The sequence below is a fragment of the Kitasatospora sp. NBC_01539 genome (genome assembly GCF_045040525.1).
Lineage (GTDB): Bacteria > Actinomycetota > Actinomycetes > Streptomycetales > Streptomycetaceae > Kitasatospora.
In genome coordinates, this window is the sequence record NZ_CP109390.1 from 2,876,875 (window position 1) to 2,899,030 (window position 22,156).

Genomic DNA, 22,156 nt, shown 5'->3' on the forward strand with positions numbered 1-22,156 from the left:
GGGATTGACAAGTGTCCGCCGCGTTTCCGTACTGTGAACGTGCACAAGCGACGGTCGCGGTTCCGGGTGTCACCGGGAACCAGCGCCGGTCATCGCACAACCCTCACCGCACGCCCTTCACCGCTCACCCCCACCTCGCTCCCCCACGCAGTGATCCACGGGAGGATCCATGCACCGTCGCCTCGCCCTCGCCTCGGCCGCCGCGCTCTGCGGCACGCTCGCACTGACCGCGTGCGGCAGCAGCGGCACCGACTCCGATGCGGCCAAGCCGGCCGCCGGCCCGGTCAAGCTCACCTTCTGGTCCTGGACCCCCAACATGGACAAGGTCGCCGCGCTCTGGAACACGTCGCACCCCGACATCCAGGTGTCCGTGCAGAAGCAGGCCTCCGGCGACGACCTGGTCACCAAGACCATCACCGCCGCCAAGGCCGGCAACGCCCCCGACCTCGTGCAGGCCGAGTTCCAGGCGCTGCCCACCCTGGTCAGCAACGACGTCCTCGCCGACATCTCCAAGCAGGCCGGCGACACGAAGAGCAAGTTCGCCGAGGGCGTGTGGCAGCAGGTGACGCTCGGCTCCGACGCCGTCTACGCGATCCCCGAGGACACCGCACCGCTCGCCCTCTACTACCGCCAGGACCTCTTCCAGCAGTACGGCCTCAAGGTGCCCACCACCTGGGCGGAGTTCGCCGACGCGGCCCGGCAGCTGAAGCAGAAGGACGCCTCGAAGGCGCTCACCACCTTCTCCTCGAACGACTCCGGCCTCTTCGCCGGCCTCGCCCAGCAGGCCGGCGCCAAGTGGTGGACCACCTCCGGCGAGACCTGGAAGGTCGCCCTCGACGACAGCGCCACCAAGAAGGTCGCCGACTTCTGGGGCGGCCTCGTCAAGGAGGGCGCCATCGACAACCAGCCGATGTACACGCCCGCCTGGAGCAAGGCCCTCAACGACGGCACCCAGATCGCCTGGGTCTCGGCCGTGTGGGCGCCGGGCGTCTTCACCTCCTCCGCGCCCGACACCAAGGGCAAGTGGGCGATCGCCCCGCTCCCGCAGTGGAACGCCGGCGAGTCCGTCACCGGCAGCTGGGGCGGCTCGACCACCGGCGTCACCACCGGTGCCGCCAAGGCCGGACACACCGACGCCGCCGCGCAGTTCGCCACCTGGCTGAACACCGACCCGGCGGCCGTCGCCGCCCTGGTCAAGGAGGCCGGCATCTACCCGGCGGCCACCGCCGCCCAGACCGGCGGCGCCCTCGCCACGGCACCGGACTTCTTCGCCAACCAGCCCGACTTCTACACCAGGGCCGCGGAGATCGCGAAGACCACCGCCCCCGCCGCCTGGGGCCCGAACGTCAACGTCGCGTACTCCACCTTCAAGGACGCCTTCGGCAAGGCCGCGCAGGACAAGAGCGACTTCTCCGCCGCGCTGACCGCCATGCAGCAGGCCACCGTCGCGGACCTCAAGAAGAACGGCTTCACGACCGAGGGCTGACCCTTCCCGCACCGTCCGGCCCGGGGCCGCCGCCACCTGCGCGGCCCCGGGCACCGCCCCCGAGCACCCCAAGGACTGCCATGGCCTCCCCGAACACCAGGCCTGCCAGGCGCCTCGCCCCCTACGGCTTCCTCTCCCCGGCCGTCGTCCTCTTCGCCCTCTTCTTCGCCCTGCCGATCGGCTACGCGGTCTACCTGAGCTTCCGCGCCGTCCGGGTGAAGGGCCTCGGCCTGGGCGCGCACGCCCGCCAGGAGATCTGGGCCGGCCTCTCCAACTACACCTCCGCGATCTCCGATCCCGAGCTGCTGGCCGGCTCCGGCCGCACCCTGCTCTACGGCGCCCTGCTGGTGCCCACGATGCTCGGCGCGGCCCTCTTCTTCGCCCTGCTGCTGGACGTGCCGCGGGTACGTCTGCGCGCCTTCTCCCGACTGGCGATCTTCCTGCCGTACGCGGTGCCCGGCATCGTCGCGTCCCTGCTCTGGGGCTTCCTCTACCTGCCGACCGTCAGCCCCGGCTACTTCATCCTCGACAAGGCCGGCATCGGCGGGCCCGACCTGCTGCACGGCAACGGCCTCTTCGTCGCCCTCGCCAACATCGCGGTCTGGGGCGGCACCGGCTTCAACATGATCGTCATCTACACCTCGCTGCGGGCCATCCCGGCCGAACTGTACGAGGCCGCCCGCCTCGACGGCGCCTCCGAGCTGCAGATCGCCCTGCGGATCAAGATCCCCATGGTGGCGCCCTCCCTGGTGCTCACCTTCTTCTTCTCGATGATCGCCACCCTGCAGGTGTTCAGCGAGCCGATGACCCTCAAGCCGCTGACCAACTCGATGAGCTCCACCTGGAGCCCGCTGATGAAGGTCTACCGCGACGCGTTCGTCCAGGGCGACATCTACTCCGCCGCCGCCACCTCGGTGATCGTCGCCGGCTCGACCCTCCTCCTGTCCTTCGGCTTCCTCAAGCTGGTCAACAAGCGCTCCGACGGAGGCAGCTGAGATGAGTACCGCCCTGGCCACCGGCCGCCGCACCGCCCCCGCCGCCGGCACCACCCCCGGCAACGCCGCCGCCCCGCCTCGCCGCTCCGCGTGGATCCCCTCGCTGCTCCTGCTGCTCGGCGCGGTCTACTGCCTGATCCCGATCCTCTGGGTCGTGATGGCCTCCACCAAGAGCAGCGGCGAACTCTTCACCACCTTCACCTTCTCCCCCGGCAGCGGCCTGCTCGACAACCTCTCCGAGCTCTCCGCCTACCGCGACGGCGTCTACTGGCAGTGGATGGCCAACTCCGCCCTCTACGCCGGCGTCGGCGCCCTGCTCTCCGCGGCGCTCTCCGGCGTCACCGGCTACGCCCTCGCCAAGTACCGCTTCCGCGGACGCAACGCCCTCTTCAACATCCTGCTCGCGGGCGTCCTCATGCCCCCGATCACGCTCGCCGTCCCGCAGTACCTGCTGATGGCGAAGGCCGGCCTCGCCGACAGCTACTGGTCGGTGCTGCTGCCGAGCATCGTCAGCCCCTACGGCATCTACCTCGCCCGCATCTACGCCGCCGCCGCGATCCCCGACGAGGTCGTGGAGGCCGCCCGGGTCGACGGCGCCAAGGAGTGGCGGCTCTTCCGCAGCGTCGCGCTGCCGATGATGGTGCCGGGCCTCGTCACCGTCTTCCTCTTCCAGTTCGTGGCGATCTGGAACAACTTCCTGCTGCCGTACATCATGCTCGGCGACGACCACAAGTTCCCCGTGACCGTCGGCCTGTACTCGCTGCTGCAGCAGGGGGCGAACGCCCCCGCGCTCTACACCCTCGTGATCACCGGCGCCCTGCTGTCGATCCTTCCGCTGATCGCGCTGTTCCTCGGACTCCAGCGGTATTGGCGCATCGATCTGCTCTCCGGAGCCGTAAAGTCCTGACTGTTCATCGGCACCATTCGACGAGGATCCACCCCATGACGGAACCCGCGCCCCGCGGACGGGCAGCCGGCCGGACCCGCCGCGCGCCCACCATCCACGACGTGGCCGCCGAGGCCGGCGTCTCGCGCGGCACCGTCTCCCGCGTCCTCCAGGGCGGCCACAACGTGAGCCCGGCCGCCCTGGAGGCCGTCAACGCCGCGATCGACAAGCTCGGGTACGTCGTCAACCGCGCCGCCCGCAGCCTCGTCATGCAGCGCTCCGGCTCGGTGGCCTTCCTGCTCACCGAACCGCAGGAGCGCTTCTTCGAGGACCCCAACTTCACCACCCTGCTGCGCGGTTGCACCGCCGCACTGGCCGAGCACGACATACCGCTCATCCTCATGACGGCCGGCAGCGAGGCCGAGCAGCGACGGGTCACCCGCTACCTCGCCGGCGGCCACGTCGACGGCGTGCTGCTCGTCTCCTCGCACAGCGGCAGCCCCATGCTCGACCAGCTCCGCCAGGCCGAGCTGCCGGTCGTCTCCTGCGGCAAGCCGCTCGGCCAGCGCGGGCGGGTCTCCTACGTCGCGGCCGACGACCGCGAGGGCGCCAAGGACATGGTCCGGCACCTGATCGAGGCCGGACGCCGCCGCATCGCCACCATCGCCGGCCCGCAGGACACCCCCGGCGGCGTCGAGCGGCTCTACGGCTACCGCGAGGTGCTCGGCGAGTACGGCATCGCCCACGACGACGCCCTCGTCACCGTCGGCGACTACAGCCGCGCCGCCGGCGAGGACGGCATCGCCCGCCTGCTGGCCGCCGCCCCCGACCTGGACGCCGTCTTCGTCGCCTCCGACCTGATGGCCGACGGCGCCCTCGACGCCCTGCAGCGCAGCGGCCGGCGGGTGCCGGAGGACGTCGCCGTCGGTGGCTTCGACGACTCGGCGGTGGCACTCGGCGCCCGCCCGCCGCTGACGACCATCCGGCAGCCGTGGGACCGGATCAGCGACTCGATGGTCCGCCTGCTGCTGGCACAGATCGCCGGCGAGGAGCCGGCCAGCGTCATCCTGCCGACGGAGCTGGTGGTGCGGGAGTCCGCGTGACCCGCACCGCCCCGGGCAGCCGGAGCGGCGGCCCGGGGCGGTCCCCGTCCCGTCCCCGACCCCGTCCCGTCTCGTCCCGGCCGCGCCCGCGACCGGACGACCCAGCGCGGCGGAGGGTGGCCTGCCCTCCGCCGGGCGGGTTCAGCGCGGGGCCGGTTCAGCGCGGCAGCCGGTGCCATTCGGTGACCGCCTGCCAGGTGTCCCCGAGTTGCGGAGGTGTCACGCCGACCGCCCAGGCGCCGTCCGTGCCGGGCACCGCCGCCACCGACAGCAGGGACGCCGCGCTCTCCGTTGACGCCTCCCGTCCGGTGGGCGGGTACGACCAGCGGCCGCCCCGGCCGCGCCGCGCGACACCCGGTCCCCCGGACGGGCGCTCCCCTGTGGCCCACAGGACGCCGTCCTCGGCGGCGTCCAGCGCGTGCAGGGCGCCGTCCACGGCGCCGGGGGCCTCGGCGGGCCGCCAGCGGGCACCGTCCCAGTGCAGGAGGGCTGGTTCGGTCGGGCCGTCGGCCGGGCCGGTGCCGCCGGCCGCCCACACGTCGTCGGGGGCGAAGGCCGCCACCGCCTCCAGCGTGGTGCTCGCCCCGTCCGTGGACGGCACGTCGAGGAGCCGCCAGGCGGTGCCGTCCCAGTGCGCGGCGAGCGGCCGTCCGGTGCCGTCCGGGTCGTAGGCCGCACCGACCGCCCAGACCCCACCCGCGCCGTCGGCCGCGGCGGCGAGGAGCACGGCGTCGCCGCCGGGCGCCGGGACGTCGGTGCGGTGCCACGCGGTGCCGTCCCACCGGTAGGCAAGCGGGCGCGGGTCGGCGGTGCGCTCGCCGGTGCCGGCCCCGACCGCCCAGACGCCGTCGGCGTCGGCGGTCAGCGCGAAGGGGTGCGCGGAGCGCCCGGCGGGCTCGTCCGGCAGCGGCACCTCGCGCCACGCGCGGCCGTCGAAGTGCAGGGCGAGACCGCGGTCGCCCGCCGGGCCGGTGGCGCTGCCGACCGCCCACACGTCCCGTCGGCCGAGCGGCAGCACCGCGTCCAGCCCGCCGGGGCCGCCCGGCACCGCGACCCGCCGCCAGGCCCGGCCGTCGAACTGCTCGACGAGCGGGGCGCGGGCCTGCGCGTCCTCCTCGTGCCCGACCGCCCACGCCGTGTGCGGGCCCGTCGCCCGCACCGCGCGGAGCTCCCGGCTGAGGCCGCCCGGCCCGGACGCGACACCGGACGGGGCGCCGGTCAGGGTGGTGTCCGGGGTGCCGATCGGGGCGCCGTTCAGAGCGCCGTTCGGGACGGTGGCGGCCGGCGGGGCCGCGGCCGTGGCCGCGGCGAGCGCGGCCAGGATGACGGCGGCCCGGCGGACGAGTCGGCCCGCCCGGCGGACCGGCACCGGCCGTGCCACGGGCCCGGGCGCCCCTCGCCCCGAGCCCTCTCGTCCTGAGCCCTCTCGTCCTGATGCCCGTCGCGCGGTTGCCGTCCACGCCGTTGCCGTCCGCGCCGTTGCCGTCCGCGCCGTTGCTGCCCGCTCCATGCGGCGGCCTCCCCGTCCTCCATGACCCGCCGCGGCCCCTGCCGGGCCGCTCGGAACGAGTGCATCAACAGGGAGGCGGCCGGGCGAGCGACCGTGCCACGGACCGGGTGCAGTCAACCCGATCGGGTGACACGGCGGCCCCGGCACGTCCGGCGGTGCGCCCGGAGTTCGCCTGCGCGCCATCCGGCGGACGGCCCCCGTCGGCCGGGCCGGTCCAGCCTGATGGGCCACAGAGTTGGCTGTACAACCGGAGGACCGATGGACCCGACGCACCTCTCGCCCCACTGGCTCCGCGACAACTGCCCCTGCACCGGCTGCCGCGACCCGCGCAGCGGCCAGAAGCTCTTCCAGATCCACGAACTGCCGGACGACCTGGCGATCACCGCCCGGTCGGGCCCGGCGGACGCCCCGGAGATCAGGTGGTCCGACGGCCACCTCTCGCGGTACCCCGCGGGGTTCCTCGACGCGCCCGCGGAGACGGACGGCCGGGGCGAGGACGCCAAACGCCTCTGGCAGGCGGCCGACTTCGCCCGTGGCATCCCCGAGGCCGCCTGGGCCGCCCACCGCGACGACCCCGACGAGCGCGCGGCCGTGCTCACCGCCGTGCTCCGTTCCGGCTTCGCCCTGCTGCGCGGCGTACCGGCGGAGGAGGGGCAGGTCCTCGCGGTGGCGCGCAGCTTCGGGTTCGTCCGGGAGACCAACTACGGCGAGCTGTTCGACGTCCGCGTCGAACCCGACCCGAACAACCTGGCCTTCACCACCACCGCCGTCGCCCCGCACACCGACAACCCCTACCGCGACCCGGTGCCCACCCTGCAGCTCCTGCACTGCCTGCACGACGCGGCCACCGGGGGCGACTCCGGACTCGTCGACGGCTTCGCCGCGGCCGCCGCGCTGCGCGCCGAGGCGCCGGACGACTTCGCCGTCCTGACCCGGACCCCCGTTCCGTTCGTCTTCCGCGACCGGCGCACCGAACTGCGCGCCGAGCGGCCGCTGATCGAGACGGACGGGTCCGGCCGGATCCGCGGCGTACGGTTCAACAACCGTTCCACCGGCACCCTGCGGCTGCCCGCCGCCGAGGCCGACGCGTTCTACGCGGCCTACCGGCGGTTCGCCCGCGTCATCCTGCGGCCGGAGCTTCGGCTCGGCCTGCGGCTGACGGCCGGCGACTGCCTGATCTTCGACAACACCCGGGTGCTGCACGCCCGGACGGCCTTCGCGCAGGACGGCCGACGGCACCTCCAGGGCTGCTACGCCGACCTCGACTCCCTCGTCTCCGCGCTCGCGGTGCTGCGCCGCCGGGCCGCCGCACTGGACGAGCTGGAGGAGGCGTTCGAGGGCGAGGGGGCGGCCGAGTACCTCGGCGAGGACGTCACCCTGGCGCAGCACATGCGGCAGGCCGGTGCGCTGGCCGAGGCGGCGGGCGCGCCGGACCACCTGGTGGCCGCGGCACTCCTGCACGACCTCGGCCACTTCGGCGGCTCGGGGCAGGAGTTGATGGAAGGACGGGACAACCGGCACGGCTCGGCGGGCGCCGACCGGCTGGCCCGGTGGTTCGGCCCGGACGTCACGGGGCCCGTCCGGCTGCACGTCGCCGCGAAGCGGTACCTGTGCGCGGTGGAGCCGGAGTACGCGGCGGGGCTGTCGCCGGCGTCCGTGTACACGCTGGGGGTGCAGGGCGGCCCGATGGACGCGGTGGAGGCGGAGGCGTTCGCGGCCCTGCCGGGTGCGGCGGACGCCGTCGCGGTGCGGCGCTGGGACGACGGGGCCAAGGACGCAGCCACGGAGGCCCCGCCGTTCGCCCACTTCCGGCCGCTGCTGGCCCGGTTGATGGCACACGCTCCGGCCTGACCCGGGCACCGGCCCCTGCGTGACGCAGGGGCCGTGGCCGCGGGCGCGGCGGGCGCGGCGGGTGCAGGGGCGGCGGGTGCAGGGGCGGCGGGTGCAGGGGCGGCGGGTACGAGGACGGGTGCAGGGGGCGTGGTCCGCCGCGGTCAGTCGCCGTCCCGCGCGTGGCGTGAAAGCGCCGACGAGGCGAGCGAGTTGTGGATGCTGAAGGCCACCGTCCCCGGCAGGTAGCGGTCCTGGGACCACTCCACGGGGGTGCCGGTCGGGTCGGTGGTGCGGCGCTTCTCGCGCAGCAGCGGGCTGCCCCGGCGGCAGCCGAGCAGCCGGGCGTCGTCGGTGTTCGCGGAGACCACGTCGATGGTGTGGTCGGCGTCGGTGAAGAGGATGCCGTGCTCGCGCAGCGGTTCGGTGTGCGAGACGGCGTCCGGCGGCAGTTCGGCGACGATCTCGCCGACCCGCGGCGGGTAGACGGTGCGCTCGACCATGACCGGGGTGCCGGAGAGGGTGCGCAGTCGGAGCGTCACGTACACCTCGGTGCCGGGTTCGAGGCGCAGTTGCTCGCACTCCGTGGCGTCGGCACGGCGGCGGACGAGCGAGTCGAGGCTGCCGCCGGGCTCCTCGCCCATGGAGCGGGCCCAGTGGGTGAAGCTCAGGAGCTCGGAGAAGCTCTGCACGCGGGCGGCGCCGAGCACGACGCGGCGGGTGCCGCGGCGCGAGGTGACGAGGCCGTCGGCGCGCAGCAGCGCCAGGGCCTGCCGGACGGTGCCGCGGGAGACGCCGTACTGCTCGGCGAGGGCGCCCTCGGCGGGCAGGCGGCCCACCTCGCCGAAGCGGCCGGCGGCGATGCCCTCGCGCAGGTCGGCGGCCACCGTGCGGTAGAGGGAGCCGGTCGTGCGGCCGGGTCCGGGCTCGGGGTCGGATGCCATGTCGCTCGGGTGTCCTTTCCACCGGTGGTGTCCTGCGCGGTGGTTCGGCGCGGACGGCACCGACTGTAACCGTTGTCGATCACCGGCTTCCGCCCGGTGTCCACCGTTCCCGCAGCCGCCCCCTGGCCCGCGATGTCCGTTCACCCTGCCGTCACCGGGCTCCGGCGTACTTACGACGTCGGTGAAGTTGGCTGGCCAACTTGGCGGCCCACGGCACCGGCGCCCTCCATGCGAATCCCGCGCCCGTCCGGCGCACAGCCTCGGCGACCCGCTCGCCGCAGCCCTCACCAGGAGAACCACTCGTGACCGTGCACCGCGCCCGTGCCGCCGCCCTCGCGGCCGTGCTGACCGCCGCCGCGCTCTCCCTGTCCGCCTGCGGTTCCGCGGGCTCGACCGCCGCCTCCGGCGACGCCAAGGCCGGCGCCAAGTCCGCCAAGGACGCCACCTCCGCCGCCGACCTGGGGGGCATGGACGCCCTCGTCGCCGCCGCCAGGAAGGAGGGCAAGCTGCACGTCATCACGCTGCCCCACGACTGGGCGAACTACGGCAGGATCCTGGAGGGCTTCAAGGCCAAGTACGGCATCGAGGTCGAGGAGGAGAACCCGGACGGCTCCAGCCAGGACGAGATCAACGCGATCACCTCCCGGAAGGGCCAGGACCGCGCCCCCGACGTCGTCGACCTCGGCAGCGCCTTCGCCCTGCAGGCCGCCAAGGACGGGCTGCTCGCCCCGTACAAGGTCGCCTCCTTCGACCAGGTCGCCGACACCATGAAGGACCCGGCGGGCCTGCGGGTCAACGACTACGGCGGCTACATCTCGATCGGCTGCGACGCGAAGAAGATCGGCACCTGTCCGAAGACCTTCGCCGACCTGCTCAAGCCGGAGTACAAGGGCAAGGTCGCGCTCAACGGCAACCCCACGAAGTCGGGTTCGGCGTTCGGCGGGGTGTACGCGGCGGCGCTGGCCAACGGCGGTTCGCTGGACGACATCAAGCCCGGCATCGACTTCTTCGGCAAGCTGAAGCAGTCCGGCAACTTCAACCCTGTCGAGTCGACCCCGGCGACCATCGAGAAGGGCGAGACCCCGATCTCGATCGACTGGTCGTACCTGAACGCCGGCTACACCGACGAGTTCAGGACCAAGGGCATCGACTGGCAGGTCGCCGTGCCCACCGACGGCAGCTACGCGCAGTACTACAACCAGGGCATCAACACCTGGGCGCCGCACCCCGCCGCCGCCCGCCTGTGGCAGGAGTACCTCTTCAGCGCCGAGGGCCAGAACCTCTTCCTCGGCGGCTACGCCACCCCCGCCCTCTTCGACGCCCTGAAGAAGGACGGCACCCTCGACACCGCCGCGGCCGCCAAGCTGCCGGTCGTCGAGAAGCCCTTCACCACCTTCCCGTCCCAGGACCAGATCACGGCCGCCAAGAAGGCCGTGACCGAGGGCTGGGCCAAGGCGATCGCGGGCTGACGGGCACCATGACCACGGCTCCCACCCCGGTGCCGACGCCGGCCGCCACCTTCCCCGGTGGCGGCCCGGCGGCCCCGGCCCCCGGCTCCCCCGCACCCGCATCCCCGGCCGTACCCGCACCCGCACCCGCGGCCGCGGCCGGACGTCGCCGCCGCCGCACACCCGCCGGCCCCTGGACGGCCGCCCTGCCGCTGCTCGCGTTCTTCGCGATCGGCTTCGGCCTGCCGGCCGTGGCCATCGTCACCGGCGCGTTCACGCTCTCCTCCGACGCGGAGAGCGGCGCGGGCTCCTTCACCACCGCCAACCTCACCGACTCGGTGCAGGGCGCGTACCGGACGGCGCTGCTGAGCAGCGTCGAACTCTCCGCGGTCACCGCCCTGATCGGCACCGCGATCGGCCTGCCGCTCGCCCAGGCGGTCGTCACCTCGCGCTTCCGGGTCGTCCGCGAGGCCGTGCTGACCGCCTCCGGCGTGCTCGCCAACTTCGGCGGCCTGCCGCTCGCGTTCGCGTTCGTCGCCACCCTCGGCAACGCGGGCGAGGTGACGAAGATGTTCCACCTCACCGACCACGGCTGGTCGTTGTACAGCTTCACCGGCCTGGCCGTCGCCTACCTGTACTTCCTCGTCCCGCTCATGGTGCTCACCATCACCCCCGCCCTGGACGGCCTGCGCCGGCAGTGGCGCGAGGCCGCCGCCAACAACCGGGCGACCACGGTGCAGTACTGGCGTCACGTGGCCCTGCCGATCCTGCTGCCCTCGCTGCTCGGCGGCTTCGTGCTGCTCTTCGGCAGCGCGTTCGCCGCGTACGCCACCGCCTCCGCGATGGTCGGCGCGACCGTGCCGCTGATCAGCCGCCAGATCGCCGACGCCCTGTCGGGCAACGTGCTCGTCGGACAGGGCAACCTGGCGCTCGCCCTCAGCCTCGACATGATCGTCGTCGCCGTGCTGGTGATGGCCGTGTACCTGCCCCTCCAGCGCCGGAGTGCCCGATGGCTGAGCTGATCTCCCGGCTGCGCGTGTGGCGCGGCGCCGTCCTGCTGGTGGCGGGCGTGTACTTCCTCGTCCCGATGGCCGCCTCGGTGTGGTTCTCGGTCGACAGCCCGGGCGGCGTCGACTTCGCCGCCTACACCGGCCTGTTGTCCGCGCCCGGCTTCACCGACTCCCTGGTGCTCACGCTGGAACTCGCCGCGGTCACCGTGGTCGTCCTGCTCGCGCTGCTGGTGCCCGCGCTGATCGCCGCCCGGCTCGGCCCGGCCCGGCTGCGCACGGTGCTCGAAGTGGTCTGCACGCTGCCGCTGGTGGTGCCGCCGGTGGCGCTCACGGCAGGGCTGATCGGCGTGCTGCGCTGGGGCCCGGACCACCTGATGGACACGCCGTTCTTCCAGACGGTCGTGTTCGTGCAGCAGCCGGAGTTCCCGCTCGTGCTGGTCGTCGCGTACGTGCTGATGTCGCTGCCGCTCGCGTACCGCGCCCTCGACTCCGGCCTGCGCGCGGTCGACGTGCGCACCCTCGTCGAGGCCGCCCGCAACTGCGGGGCGGGCTGGCCGCGCGCGGTCGTCACCGTGGTGCTGCCCAACCTGCGCGGCGCGCTGCTGAACGCGGCGTTCCTCACCCTGGCGCTGGTCCTCGGCGAGTTCACCGCGGCCTCGATCCTCGGGTACCAGCCGTTCGCCGTCTGGGTGTACTCGGTGGGCAACTCCAAGGGCCGGATGTCCGTCGCGGTGTCCGTCCTCAGTCTGCTGATCACCTGGGTGCTGCTGCTGATGCTCGCCGCCGCCGGCCGCGAGCGCCGCACCGCACCCTCCACCTCCTGACCCGGAGTCCCTGCCATGAGCACCGTGACCCGTACCTCCGGCGCCACCGTCGAGTTCCGCGGCCTGCGCCGCGCCTTCGGCGCCACCACCGCCCTCGACGGCCTCGACCTGGCCGTCGAACCGGGCGAACTTCTCGCCCTGCTCGGCCCGTCCGGCTGCGGCAAGACCACCGCGCTGCGCATCCTCGCCGGCTTCGAGACCCACGACGGCGGGGACGTCCTGGTCGACGGCGCGGCGATCACCTCGATCCCCGCGCACCGCCGCGACGCCGGCATGGTCTTCCAGTCGTACAGCCTCTTCCCGCACCTGAGCGCGGTCGACAACGTCGCCTTCGGACTGCGGATGCGCGGCATCGGCAAGGCCGAACGGCGCTCCCGGGCAGAGGAGTTGCTGGAGCTCGTCGGGCTGCCGCAGCACGCCGCCCGCTACCCGCACCAGCTCTCCGGCGGCCAGCAGCAGCGCATCGCGCTCGCCCGCGCCCTCGCCCTGGAGCCCCGCGTGCTGCTCCTCGACGAACCGCTGTCCGCGCTCGACGCCAAGGTGCGGCTCAGCCTGCGCGAGGAGATCCGCCGCCTCCAGCAGGAGCTCGGCATCACCACGCTGTTCGTCACGCACGACCAGGAGGAGGCGCTGTCGATGGCCGACCGGGTCGCCGTGCTGCGGGCCGGCCGGCTGGAGCAGTGCGCGGCCCCCGCCGAGCTGTACGCCCGCCCGGCGACCGCGTTCGTCGCGGAGTTCGTCGGCACCATGAGCCGCATCCCGGCCGAGCGTTCCGGCGACGGCGTCGAGGTGCTCGGCCGCCACCACGCCGTGGACGGCACGCTGCCCGCCGACGGCCGGGTCGACGTGCTCGTCCGCCCGGAGAACGTCCGGCTCACCCCCGCCGCGGACGGCCCGGCGCAGGTCGTCGCCGCGTCGTTCCTCGGCGCGGTCACCCGCCTCACCGTACGGTTGGCCGACGGCACGACGGTCAAGGCCGACCTGCCCACCGCGGAGGCCGCCGCGCTGCCGATCGGCGGGCGGGCCGAACTCGCCCTGCCCGAGCGGCCGGTGCTCGTCGACCACCGCGCCTCCTGATCATCCCTGAACACCGAGGTACCGCCATGCCCGCCGCACCCGACGCCCCACCGCCCGCCGCACCCGGCACCACCGCGGACGCCGCGCCTCCCGCCGTCCTCCTCGACATGGACGGCACCCTCGTCGACACCGAACCGCTCTGGTGGCAGGCCGCCTCCGAACTCGCCGCCGAACTCGGCCTCACCCTCGGCGAGGCCGACCTGCCCGACGTTCTCGGCCGTGCCGCCGAACACACCGCCGCCCACCTGCGGCGCTCCGGGTCGTCCGACCGCAGCGTGGACGACCTCACCGGCGCGCTGAACTCCGGCTTCGCCCGCAGGGTCGCCGCCGAGGTGGTGCCGAGGCCCGGCGCGCTCGCCCTGTTGGCCGGCCTGCGGGCGGCGGGCGTGCCCACCGCCCTCGTCTCCGCCTCGCCCCGGCGGGTCGTCGACCTGGTGCTGGGCGCCATCGGCCCGCAGTGGTTCACCGTCACCCTGGCCGCCGAGGACACCCCCCGCACCAAGCCCGACCCGGCGCCGTACCTCGCCGCCGCCGGGCGGCTCGGCCTCGACCCGGCGGACTGCGTGGCCGTCGAGGACAGCCCGGCCGGGGTGGCCTCCGCCACCGCGGCGGGCTGCGCGGTGCTCGCCGTGCCGTCCGCGGTGCCGATCGACGCCGCCGGACGGGTCACCCTGCTCGACAGTCTGGAGCAGGCCGACCTGGCCCTGCTCGGCCGGCTCGCCGCGGACCGCCCCGCCTGATGCCCTGGCTGCTGCTCGCCCTCGCCATCGCGGCGGAGGTCTGCGCGACGAGCCTGCTCAAACTCACCGACGGCTTCTCCCGGTTGTGGCCCAGCCTCGGGGTGACGGCGGGCTACGTGCTGTCGTTCCTGCTGCTGGGCCGGGCCCTGCGGGAGCTCCCGGTGTCGGTGGCGTACGCCGTGTGGTCGGGGGCGGGCACCGTCGCGGTGGCGGCGATCGGCGTGGTCTTCTTCGCCGAACCGCTGGGCCGCGCCCAGTGGTTCGGCATCGCGCTGGTGGTCCTGGGGGTGGCCGTGATCAACCTCCGCGGCAGCCGGTGACCCCCGCACCCACGCCCTGGACGGACGAGCGGCGCGTGAGCCGCGGCCAAGCGGCGGACGAGCGGCGGGTGGGCCGCGGCCGGGTGCCGAAGCGGGTCGCGAGCTCGCGGAGCCGGCCTCCCGCGCGCACTCAACCGATTACGGCGCCGACGCCTCCGCCCCGCAACACACCGAGCCCTCACGGGTATTGACCGGTTCATGTCGAGACTGGTTCCATCGGGGGCGTCACTCCCCGGCACGGCCCCGCACGCCGACGGGCCCGCGCTCCCGGGCCCCGTCGGCACGTGATGCGGCGCGCCTCCCGCCGGGCCGGTCCCGTCGCGTCCCGACTCCCCCGGAAGGCCCCCGCATGACGAATCGTGCCGTCACGGTTACCGTGCCCGCCGCGCTCACCCTCCTCCTGGCGCTGTTCGCCGGCACCCCGGCCGCCACTGCGGCGAACGCCCCCAACGGCTACCCGTACTGCGTCAACGGCAGTTCCACCGACCCGGACGGCGACGGCTGGGGCTGGGAGAACAGCCGCTCCTGCGTCGTCCCCGGCGGCCGGGCCGACACCGGCGGCAGCGCGGCCTGCCCGTCGGGCCTGAGGTGCGGTTCGTACAGCGTCGGCGGGCTCGGCTCCCGCAAGCAGCAGCTGCGCGGCGCGGGGGCGGACGCCCTCGACCTGGCCACCGCGATGCTGGAGACCGACACCATGACCACCGGCTATCCCTACGGCGACAACAAGAGCGGTGACGCCGCCAACTTCGGCGTGTTCAAGCAGAACTGGATGATGCTGCGGGCCTCCTGCAACCAGTTCAGGGGGCAGAGCGCCGGGCAGTGGAACAACGGGTCCGCGCTCAACTCCGGCCTGGGCTCCGACGTCTCCTGCCTGCACCAGAGCCGCAGCCACTACGGCGAGAGCACGTGGTTCGCCGGGCACCGGAACGGCGCCTCCGGCCTCTCGAACCCGAACACCCAGGACATCCGCAACTACCGTGCCGCGGTGTACTGGATCCGCGACCGGATCAACAGCAACCCGGCCAACCTGGGCAACGACACCCGCTTCTGGGTCGAGGTCCCGGCGATCTGACCCCGCCCGCCGGGCCGCCCGCGCCGAACCCGGCCTCTCCGGGGAGAAGTTGGACGGCCCTCCGGCGATGCGTCACCCGTCGTTCACGCCCGGTCCGCCGGGCTCCGGGTCAATGGTCGAGTTGTTCGGACAACTCGACCAGCCGCCCGGAGTCCGCGGCGGCGGACAGGACCCCTGTGGCGACCGGATCGACCCTCGCACCCACCACGACCACCGGCCCGGTCGAAGGCGACCGCCTCACCTTCCACTGGACGACCGACGCACCCGACCCGAAGAACTGGGTCGGCATCTACGACGGCACCCGGCAGCCCGGCACCGGCTCCTCGCTGCTGTGGAAGTACACCCCGGGCGCCTCCGGCGACGTGCAGCTCGACACCTCGGCACTGACCGGCGGCCCGTACACCGCCTACCTGCTGGCGAAGGACGGGTACGGGATCCTCGCGCAGAGCGCGCCGTTCACCTTCCGTCCGAAGCCCGCCGCCCCGCGGCCGCACGCCGTCGTGGACGCCCTGACGGCCGCCCGGGTCGCGCCCGGGGCCGCCGTGTCGGTGAAGCTGGGCGGGCTCTGGACGAAGGCCGCGGGCACGCCGGTGTTCCGCCGGACGGGCGGCGACGCGTGGCTGTCCGTCGCCGCCGACGGCACGGTGAGCGGCACGGCCCCGGCGACCGCGCCCGCCGACCCGGCGGTGGTGACCGTCGGAGTGAAGGACGGCGCCGCCACGGACACCGTCACCGTGCAGGTGCCGGTGCGGGCCCCGGCCGCGCCGCTCCGCCTCAAGGCCGCCACCTGGAACCTCGCCGCCGCGGGCGCCGCGTTCACCGACGCCCTGGAGAAGCAGCTGCGGGTGGTGCTCACCCAGGACCTCGACGTGCTGGCCCTGCAGGAGACCGCGGGCACCGCCGCGCAGGCCCTCGCCGCCGCGCTGGGCTGGTACGCCTACCAGAGCAGCGGCAGCGTCGGCATCCTCAGCCGTTACCCGCTGGCCGCGGTCACCGCGCCGACCACGGCCCTGCCCGCCGCCGCGGCCACCGTGCAACTGCCGGGCGGGCGCAGCGTCCGGTTCTGGGCGGCGCACCTCGGCGAGGCCGGCTACGGCCCGTACGCCGTCCAGGACGGGCAGGGTGCCGCCCAGGTGGCGGCCGCGGAGGCGGCGTCCACGCGCGGGCAGCAGGCGGAGGCGCTCGCGGCGGCGGTCGGTGCCGACGTCGCGGCGGGCCGGCCGGTCGTGCTCGGCGCCGACCTCGCCTCCCCCTCCCACCTCGACTGGACGGGCACGCCCGGCCGGCCGGTCCTCGCGTGGCCGGTGACGGTGGCGCTGCAGGGCGCCGGGCTCACCGACGCCCTGCGGGCGGCACACCCGGACCCGGTGGCCGTGCCGGGCGACACCTGGTCGCCCACGCGCAAGCTCCGCGGCGGCCGCCCGGAGCCCCAGGACCGCACCGCGCAGGTGCAGTTCGCCGGTGCGCTGGCGCTCGTCGAGGCGCACACCCTGGCCACCGGCTGGCCGCAGGCCGAGCCGGGCGCCGCCGCCAACGGCTGGCCGAGCGACACCGCCGCCGCCGTCGCCACCTTCACCCTCTGAGAGGCCCGCCATGACCCCCCAGCTCAGCCGCCGCGGCTTCGTCGGCGCCACCGCCGCCGCCGGTGCGGCCTCCGTCGTCGGCCTGCCCGCCGCCGGGGCCGCCGCGGCCACCGCGGGCTCGATCGCGGACGTCCGGCACGTGGTGATCCTCATGCAGGAGAACCGCTCCTTCGACCACTACTTCGGCACGCTGAACGGCGTCCGCGGGTTCGGTGACCGGCAGGCGCTGCAGTTCCCGGACGGCACCGACGTCTTCCGTCAGCCCGACGCCGCCCGCAGCGACGGCGGCGCGATGCTGCCGTACCGGATGGACACCACGAAGTACAACGCGCAGAACGCGGGCGGCCTCGCGCACGACTGGGCCACCGGCCACCAGGCCATCAACGGCGGCGCCATGAACAAGTGGATCGCCGCCAAGGGTGAGCGCGCGATGGGCTACTTCACCCGCGCCGACATCCCCTACCAGTACGCGCTGGCGGACGCGTTCACCCTCTGCGACGCGTACTTCTGCTCGATGGCCGGCCCGACCGACCCCAACCGGCTCTACCTGTGGACGGGCACCGCCGGGCCCGGCCGCGACGGCACCACCGGCCCGTGGATCGACAACACCCCCGTCACCGACAACCCGGTGGCCGACTGGACGACCTACGCCGAGCGGCTGCAGAGCGCCGGGGTGAGCTGGCGGGTCTACCACAACCCGAGCAAGGACGACCGTACCGGCGACTACGACGACAACGCGCTCTCGTACTTCGAGCAGTTCCACGCCTTCGCCGCCACCGACCCGCGGTACGTCAACGCGATGACGAAGTGGGACCTCACCGCCTTCGACCAGCACTGCCGGGCCGGCACCCTGCCCACCGTCTCGTGGCTGGTCGCGCCGTACCTGTTCTGCGAACACCCCAGCGCCGGCCCCGGCTACGGCGCGCACTGGGTGAACACGGCGCTGCAGTCGCTGACGGCCAACCCGGAGGTCTGGCGGCACACCGTCTTCCTGGTGATGTACGACGAGAACGACGGATACTTCGACCACGTGGTGCCGCCGACCCCCGAGCCGGGCACGCCGGAGGAGTACACGCAGGGCCGGGCGATCGGCCTCGGCAACCGGGTGCCGCTGTGGGTGGCCTCGCCGTGGTCGCGCGGCGGGTGGGTGAACTCCCAGGTCTTCGACCACACTTCGGTGCTGCGGTTCCTGGAGCTGGTGACGGGCGTGCAGGAGCCGAACATCTCGGCCTGGCGCCGCGCCGTGTGCGGCGACCTCACCAGCTGCCTGGACTTCACCGCACCGGACTTCACCCTCCCGCAACTCCCGGACACCGTCGCCCTGATGGCGAAGTCCGACGCCGGGGCCAAGCTGCCCGGCGTACAACTCCCGGCGGCCGGAGCGCAGTCGATGCCCGTCCAGGAGCCGGGCGGCCGCCCGCACCGGAAACTGCCCTACCGGCCCTGGGCCGACGCCGCGGTGGACCGCACGACCGGCCGGATCACCTGCACCCTCACCAACACCGGCCGGGTGGCGTTCCCGTTCACGGTGTACCCCAACCTCGCGTACGCCTTCACCGGCACACCCGTCACCGTCGCGCCGGGCGCCTCCGGCACGTACGTCTGGGAGGCCTCGGCGACCGACGGACGCTACGACTTCACGGTGCACGGCCCGGACGGCTTCGTCCGCCGCTTCGCCGGCACGGTGGTGCGCGCCCCGCAGGACGACGTCGCGGTGCCGTCCGTGACGGCCGTCCTCACCGCGCAGGGCCTGGAGCTCCGGCTGGCCGACGACGGCGGCACGGCGGTGTCGTTCACCGTCGCCCCCAACGACTTCGCCGGTACCGCCCGCACCGTCCGGGTCGGCCCCGGCGGCCGGGCCACCGTGCCGTGGCCGCTCGACCAGGGCCGGTACGACGTGGTGGTGACCGCCGGCACCGGCACGCGCTTCCTCCAGCGGTACGCGGGCACCGTGCACTGACCGGGCCACCCACCCGCCGGGCGCCGCCCACGCCGCGCCTGCTCAGCGCAGGCCGGCGCGGAGCGCGGCGACCCGGGCCGCCGCCGCCGCGGACTCCGCCCGGTCGAGGCTGCCGTCGGCGAGCGCGCGGGCCAGGGCGGCGGCGGCCTCGTCGCCCTGCGCGGTGTCCCGGGCCGAGCAGAGCAGGAGGTCCATGCCGGCCGCCGCGGCGGCGACCGCCCGCTCGCCGGTGCCGCCGAAGCCCGTCAGCGCACCGGCCTCCAGGGCGTCGGTCAGGGTGACCCCGCGGAAGCCGAGCCGGCTCCGCAGCTCCCCGCCGACCACCGTCGGCGACAGGCCGGCCGGGCGGGCCGCGTCGAGTGCCGGGTAGACCGCCCACGACAGCATGACCAGCGGCACGCCCGCGGCGATCGCCGCCGGGTACGGCGCCTCGTCGACGGCCCGCAGCGTCTCCAGCGGCAGGGTCAGCGTCACCGGCCCGGTGTCGGTGTTGCTCCCGGCCGGGGCGGAACCGAGCCCCGGGAAGTGCTTGGCCGTCGCGGCGACGCCGGCCGTCCGCTGGGCGGCGGCGAACGCGCTGGCGAGCGTCGCGACCGCCGACGGGTCGCGGCCGTAGGAGCGCTGCTTGGTGTCGATGAAGTCGCCGGGCGTGCGGTAGACGTCGAGCACGGGCGCGAGGTTGGTGTTGAGCCCGGCGGCGGCGAGGTTGCCGCCCGCCTCGGCGCCGGTGCGGGCCGCCGTGCCGACCGGGTCGGCGGACTCGCCCACCTGGCGGGCCGAGAGCTCGGGCGCGCCGGGCAGCCGGCGCACCGCGCCGCCCTCCTGGTCGGTCATCAGCAGCAGCGGTGCGTCGACCGGGCTCTGCCGCTGCGCCTCGGTCAGGCGGTCGACGGCCGTCCGGAGGGCGGCCGGGTCGGCGGTGTTCTCCTTGAAGAAGATCACCCCGGCGGCCCGGCCCTCGCGGACCGTCGCCAGCAGCGAGTCCGGCGGCACCGCGCCGGGGTACGAGTAGACCACCCGCTGTCCGGCGGCCTGTTCGGGCGAGACCGGGGCCGGTTCGGGCTCGGCCGGCGAGGCGGGCGAGGCGGGCGAGGCGCTCGGCCGCGGCGAGGGCGGCGGGGTGCCCGGGCCGGTGGGCGTGCGCCCGGCGGGGCTCGGGGCGGTCGTGCAGGCGGTGAGCAGCAGCACGAAACAGGCAATCGTCCAACGTGTGTGCGACGACACGGGTGCTCTCCTCTGCCCTGACCTGGCCCGACCGACCCCAGCAGGCTAAGTCGCCCGGGGCCGAACCGCGTCCGCGGCGCGCTCGGACCGCCGGTGCGCGGCGGCCCCGTACGGCCGGGCGGGCGGCCCCGTACGGCCGGGCGGGCGGTCAGCGCGGCAGTTCGGCCCAGGTCGCCTTGCCGTACGGGGTGGGGGTGGCGCCCCAGGCGGCGGCGATCGCGTCGACGAGGGCGAGGCCGCGGTGGTCCTCGTCCTCGTCGCCGGCGGTGAGGAGGCGGGGCAGCGTGCGGCAGGCGTCCTCCACGGTGATGCGGACGGTGCCGCCGGGCCGGCGGCGGACGGTGACCCGGATGCGCCCGCCGGTGCCGTGGCGGACGCTGTTGCCGACGAGTTCGGAGACGACGAGCGCGGCGTCCTCGACGAGTCGGGCGAGGCCGAGGAAGGCGAGGCGTTCGGCGACGAACCGGCGGGCGAGGGCGGCGGACCGCTCCTGGCAGGGCAGCTCGGCGGTGGCGGGCGGCGCCGCGCCGGTGACGGCGGTCGTCATGGGCTCGCTCCTGGTCTCCTGGGCTTCTCTCCCGGACTGCGTTCCCGGCCGTCCCGGCCTCGGGGCAGGGTGCGGCCCGCCGCCGACGGGGGGAGCGACGGCGGGCCGCGTCGAGCCGTCGGGTCCTTCGCTCCATCGGCTCACGTTCAGTCAACTCGTTTACGGAGCGCCCGGGAACGGTCCATGCTGGGGTCAGGGTTGAACCGGTTGAACACGATGCGGGGGCCGACATGGGTCGACGGACGCGCACACCGAACACCGCGCTCGCCGCGCTGATGCGCGAGGCGGACTGGGGCAACGACCAGGTGGCGCGGGCGGTCCGCCGCACCGGGGCCGAGGCCGGGCTCGCCCTGACGTACGACAAGACGAGCGTCTCGCACTGGCTGGCCGGGTCGCGGCCGCGCGCCGAGGTGGCCGGGGTGGTGCGCGAGGCGTTCACCCGACGGCTGGGCCGCCCGGTCGCCGCGGAGGAGACCGGGCTGGGCGGCGGCCCGGGCCCGGCGGCCGACCCGGTGGCGGGCCTGGTGGCGCTGGGCCGCTCCGACATGGACCCGTCCCGCCGCAGCGTGCTGGCCGCGGGCCTGTACTCGGCGGCGCTGGCGGTGCCCGGCTTCGGGGAGGCCGCGGACCGGATCGACCGCACCGCGGCCGGCCGCACGGTGCGGATCGGCGACGGCGAGGTCGCGACGGTGCGCACGATGACCGACCGGCTGGCCGGCATCCTGGACGAGCTGGGCGCGGCGCACGCCCGTCCGATGATGGCGAGTTTCCTGGTCAACAGCGTCGGCCCGTGGCTGCAGGCCGCGGGCACCGCGCGGGCCCGCAGCGGGATGCTCGCCGCGGCCGCCGACCTGACGTACCTGGCGGGCTGGTCCGCGGTCTACGAACTCGCGCAGGGCCTCGGCCAGTCGTACTACGTGCAGGCGCTGCGGCTGGCGGACCAGGCGGGCGACCACGCCACGTACTGCCGCACGCTGCGCGGCATGTCGCTGCAGGCGTCGAGCCTCGGGCACGGGCCGCGGGCGCTGGAGTACGCGGATTCGGCGGCGCAGGCGGCGCCGGCGGCCGGGCCGCGGCTCACGGCGTTCCTGCGGGGCCAGCAGGCGCACGGTGCGGCGATGGTGAAGGACCGGCGGCAGGCGTTCGCGCGGCTGTCGGAGACGGAGAGCGCGCTGTCGCGGGCGGACGGGCGCAACGACGCGGTGGGCGGGTACGACCGGGCGGCGTACCAGTTCCACGTGTCGCACGTGCTGTACGAGCTGGGCGACCTGCCGGGGTCGATCCGGGCGCTGGAGTCCTCGAACCGGGTGCGGCCCCCGGCGGAGCGGCAGGGGCGGGTGCACGGCCTGGGCCTGCTGGCGCGGCGCCAGATGGAGCACGGCCACGTGGAGGCGGCCGCGGCGACCTGGTCGTCGTTCCTCGACGACTACGCGGGGATCAGCAGCGTGCGGGGCGACGAGCACTTCACGGCGCTGCGGGCCGGGGTGCGCCCGCACCTGGGCAACCGTGCGGTGGCCCGGCTCGACCAGCGGGCCCGCGACGTCGGCCGGCTCAAGGCCGCCTGACCGCCGCGGGCCCGTTCCCGCGGTCCCCCGTC

Annotated in this window: 19 protein-coding genes; 15 read left to right on the top strand and 4 right to left on the bottom strand. The window is 74.8% G+C overall.

The window, feature by feature from the left end:
• Positions 1–169: 169 nt before the first annotated feature.
• From OG335_RS12335 to OG335_RS12350, 4 genes are all read left to right on the top strand, one after another.
• A complete protein-coding gene (locus tag OG335_RS12335) occupies positions 170–1,486 on the top strand; it encodes a sugar ABC transporter substrate-binding protein (RefSeq protein ID WP_405011139.1) in 1,317 nt (438 codons plus the stop codon).
• Between the two features lie 80 nt (positions 1,487–1,566).
• Entirely contained in the window at positions 1,567–2,481 is a 915-nt protein-coding gene (locus OG335_RS12340; protein WP_405011140.1) for a carbohydrate ABC transporter permease, read from the top strand.
• Position 2,482: 1 nt separating this feature from the next.
• Positions 2,483–3,388 carry a carbohydrate ABC transporter permease gene (locus tag OG335_RS12345; protein WP_405011141.1) on the top strand — a complete coding sequence of 302 codons (906 nt, stop codon included), beginning with the start codon at positions 2,483–2,485 and terminating at the stop codon, positions 3,386–3,388.
• A 35-nt stretch (positions 3,389–3,423) separates the two neighbouring features.
• Complete coding sequence (locus OG335_RS12350) at positions 3,424–4,470, top strand: LacI family DNA-binding transcriptional regulator (protein ID WP_405011142.1); 1,047 nt, start codon at positions 3,424–3,426, stop codon at positions 4,468–4,470.
• Between the two features lie 157 nt (positions 4,471–4,627).
• Here the strand turns inward: OG335_RS12350 and OG335_RS12355 are convergent, their stop codons facing one another.
• Positions 4,628–5,851, bottom strand: coding sequence for a hypothetical protein (locus tag OG335_RS12355; protein WP_405011143.1), 1,224 nt, complete (start codon positions 5,849–5,851; stop codon positions 4,628–4,630).
• A gap of 387 nt (positions 5,852–6,238) precedes the next feature.
• Between OG335_RS12355 and OG335_RS12360 the strand changes: the two genes are divergently transcribed.
• Positions 6,239–7,831, top strand: a complete 1,593-nt coding sequence (locus OG335_RS12360) for a TauD/TfdA family dioxygenase (RefSeq protein ID WP_405011144.1) — start codon at positions 6,239–6,241, stop codon at positions 7,829–7,831.
• A 143-nt stretch (positions 7,832–7,974) separates the two neighbouring features.
• On the opposite strand, the gene OG335_RS12365 is transcribed toward OG335_RS12360, so the two are convergent.
• Entirely contained in the window at positions 7,975–8,754 is a 780-nt protein-coding gene (locus OG335_RS12365) for a GntR family transcriptional regulator (RefSeq protein WP_405011145.1), read from the bottom strand.
• 302 nt (positions 8,755–9,056) lie between these two features.
• Between OG335_RS12365 and OG335_RS12370 the strand changes: the two genes are divergently transcribed.
• The 9 genes from OG335_RS12370 to OG335_RS12410 all read left to right on the top strand — a co-directional run bounded on the left by OG335_RS12370 (position 9,057) and on the right by OG335_RS12410 (position 18,788).
• Complete coding sequence (locus OG335_RS12370; RefSeq protein WP_405011146.1) at positions 9,057–10,223, top strand: ABC transporter substrate-binding protein; 1,167 nt, start codon at positions 9,057–9,059, stop codon at positions 10,221–10,223.
• An 8-nt stretch (positions 10,224–10,231) separates the two neighbouring features.
• Positions 10,232–11,224 carry an ABC transporter permease gene (locus OG335_RS12375; RefSeq protein WP_405011147.1) on the top strand — a complete coding sequence of 331 codons (993 nt, stop codon included), beginning with the start codon at positions 10,232–10,234 and terminating at the stop codon, positions 11,222–11,224.
• Positions 11,212–12,036 (top strand): ABC transporter permease, encoded by an 825-nt coding sequence (locus OG335_RS12380; RefSeq protein ID WP_405011148.1) that lies wholly within the window; start codon positions 11,212–11,214, stop codon positions 12,034–12,036. Before OG335_RS12375 ends, OG335_RS12380 begins: the two co-directional genes overlap by 13 nt.
• 15 nt (positions 12,037–12,051) lie before the next feature.
• Positions 12,052–13,113: an ABC transporter ATP-binding protein gene (locus OG335_RS12385; protein ID WP_405011149.1), complete on the top strand. Its 1,062-nt coding sequence runs from the start codon at positions 12,052–12,054 to the stop codon at positions 13,111–13,113.
• A gap of 26 nt (positions 13,114–13,139) precedes the next feature.
• Positions 13,140–13,853: an HAD family hydrolase gene (locus tag OG335_RS12390; RefSeq protein WP_405011150.1), complete on the top strand. Its 714-nt coding sequence runs from the start codon at positions 13,140–13,142 to the stop codon at positions 13,851–13,853.
• Positions 13,853–14,173: a DMT family transporter gene (locus OG335_RS12395; RefSeq protein WP_405011151.1), complete on the top strand. Its 321-nt coding sequence runs from the start codon at positions 13,853–13,855 to the stop codon at positions 14,171–14,173. The genes OG335_RS12390 and OG335_RS12395 overlap by 1 nt, the downstream gene beginning before the upstream one ends.
• A 349-nt stretch (positions 14,174–14,522) precedes the next feature.
• On the top strand, positions 14,523–15,245 hold the full coding sequence (locus OG335_RS12400; RefSeq protein ID WP_405011152.1) for a carbohydrate-binding domain-containing protein: 723 nt from the start codon (positions 14,523–14,525) through the stop codon (positions 15,243–15,245).
• A gap of 176 nt (positions 15,246–15,421) precedes the next feature.
• Positions 15,422–16,828, top strand: a complete 1,407-nt coding sequence (locus OG335_RS12405) for an endonuclease/exonuclease/phosphatase family protein (RefSeq protein ID WP_405011153.1) — start codon at positions 15,422–15,424, stop codon at positions 16,826–16,828.
• 10 nt (positions 16,829–16,838) lie between these two features.
• Entirely contained in the window at positions 16,839–18,788 is a 1,950-nt protein-coding gene (locus OG335_RS12410) for a phosphocholine-specific phospholipase C (RefSeq protein ID WP_405011154.1), read from the top strand.
• A 42-nt stretch (positions 18,789–18,830) separates the two neighbouring features.
• On the opposite strand, the gene OG335_RS12415 is transcribed toward OG335_RS12410, so the two are convergent.
• Both OG335_RS12415 and OG335_RS12420 read right to left on the bottom strand, forming a co-directional pair.
• The gene (locus OG335_RS12415) at positions 18,831–20,012 is read right to left on the bottom strand and encodes a glycoside hydrolase family 3 N-terminal domain-containing protein (RefSeq protein ID WP_405011155.1); all 1,182 of its coding nucleotides are present in this window, start codon (positions 20,010–20,012) and stop codon (positions 18,831–18,833) included.
• 148 nt (positions 20,013–20,160) lie between these two features.
• The gene (locus OG335_RS12420) at positions 20,161–20,559 is read right to left on the bottom strand and encodes an ATP-binding protein (RefSeq protein WP_405011156.1); all 399 of its coding nucleotides are present in this window, start codon (positions 20,557–20,559) and stop codon (positions 20,161–20,163) included.
• Between the two features lie 230 nt (positions 20,560–20,789).
• Here OG335_RS12420 and OG335_RS12425 point away from each other — a divergent pair, with 230 nt between their 5' ends.
• Positions 20,790–22,124, top strand: a complete 1,335-nt coding sequence (locus OG335_RS12425) for a hypothetical protein (RefSeq protein WP_405011157.1) — start codon at positions 20,790–20,792, stop codon at positions 22,122–22,124.
• Positions 22,125–22,156 lie beyond the last annotated feature (32 nt).

Bases quoted from the DNA above. Each gene is read 5' to 3' on its own strand.
- OG335_RS12375 (WP_405011147.1), top strand. From the start codon at position 10,232: ATGACCACGGCTCCCACCCCGGTGCCGACGCCGGCCGCCACCTTCCCC.
- OG335_RS12400 (WP_405011152.1), top strand. From the start codon at position 14,523: ATGACGAATCGTGCCGTCACGGTTACCGTGCCCGCCGCGCTCACCCTC.
- OG335_RS12340 (WP_405011140.1), top strand. From the start codon at position 1,567: ATGGCCTCCCCGAACACCAGGCCTGCCAGGCGCCTCGCCCCCTACGGC.
- OG335_RS12410 (WP_405011154.1), top strand. From the start codon at position 16,839: ATGACCCCCCAGCTCAGCCGCCGCGGCTTCGTCGGCGCCACCGCCGCC.
- OG335_RS12385 (WP_405011149.1), top strand. From the start codon at position 12,052: ATGAGCACCGTGACCCGTACCTCCGGCGCCACCGTCGAGTTCCGCGGC.
- OG335_RS12365 (WP_405011145.1), bottom strand. From the start codon at position 8,754: ATGGCATCCGACCCCGAGCCCGGACCCGGCCGCACGACCGGCTCCCTC.
- OG335_RS12420 (WP_405011156.1), bottom strand. From the start codon at position 20,559: ATGACGACCGCCGTCACCGGCGCGGCGCCGCCCGCCACCGCCGAGCTG.
- OG335_RS12335 (WP_405011139.1), top strand. From the start codon at position 170: ATGCACCGTCGCCTCGCCCTCGCCTCGGCCGCCGCGCTCTGCGGCACG.
- OG335_RS12350 (WP_405011142.1), top strand. From the start codon at position 3,424: ATGACGGAACCCGCGCCCCGCGGACGGGCAGCCGGCCGGACCCGCCGC.
- OG335_RS12395 (WP_405011151.1), top strand. From the start codon at position 13,853: ATGCCCTGGCTGCTGCTCGCCCTCGCCATCGCGGCGGAGGTCTGCGCG.
- OG335_RS12390 (WP_405011150.1), top strand. From the start codon at position 13,140: ATGCCCGCCGCACCCGACGCCCCACCGCCCGCCGCACCCGGCACCACC.
- OG335_RS12360 (WP_405011144.1), top strand. From the start codon at position 6,239: ATGGACCCGACGCACCTCTCGCCCCACTGGCTCCGCGACAACTGCCCC.
- OG335_RS12425 (WP_405011157.1), top strand. From the start codon at position 20,790: ATGGGTCGACGGACGCGCACACCGAACACCGCGCTCGCCGCGCTGATG.
- OG335_RS12345 (WP_405011141.1), top strand. From the start codon at position 2,483: ATGAGTACCGCCCTGGCCACCGGCCGCCGCACCGCCCCCGCCGCCGGC.
- OG335_RS12380 (WP_405011148.1), top strand. From the start codon at position 11,212: ATGGCTGAGCTGATCTCCCGGCTGCGCGTGTGGCGCGGCGCCGTCCTG.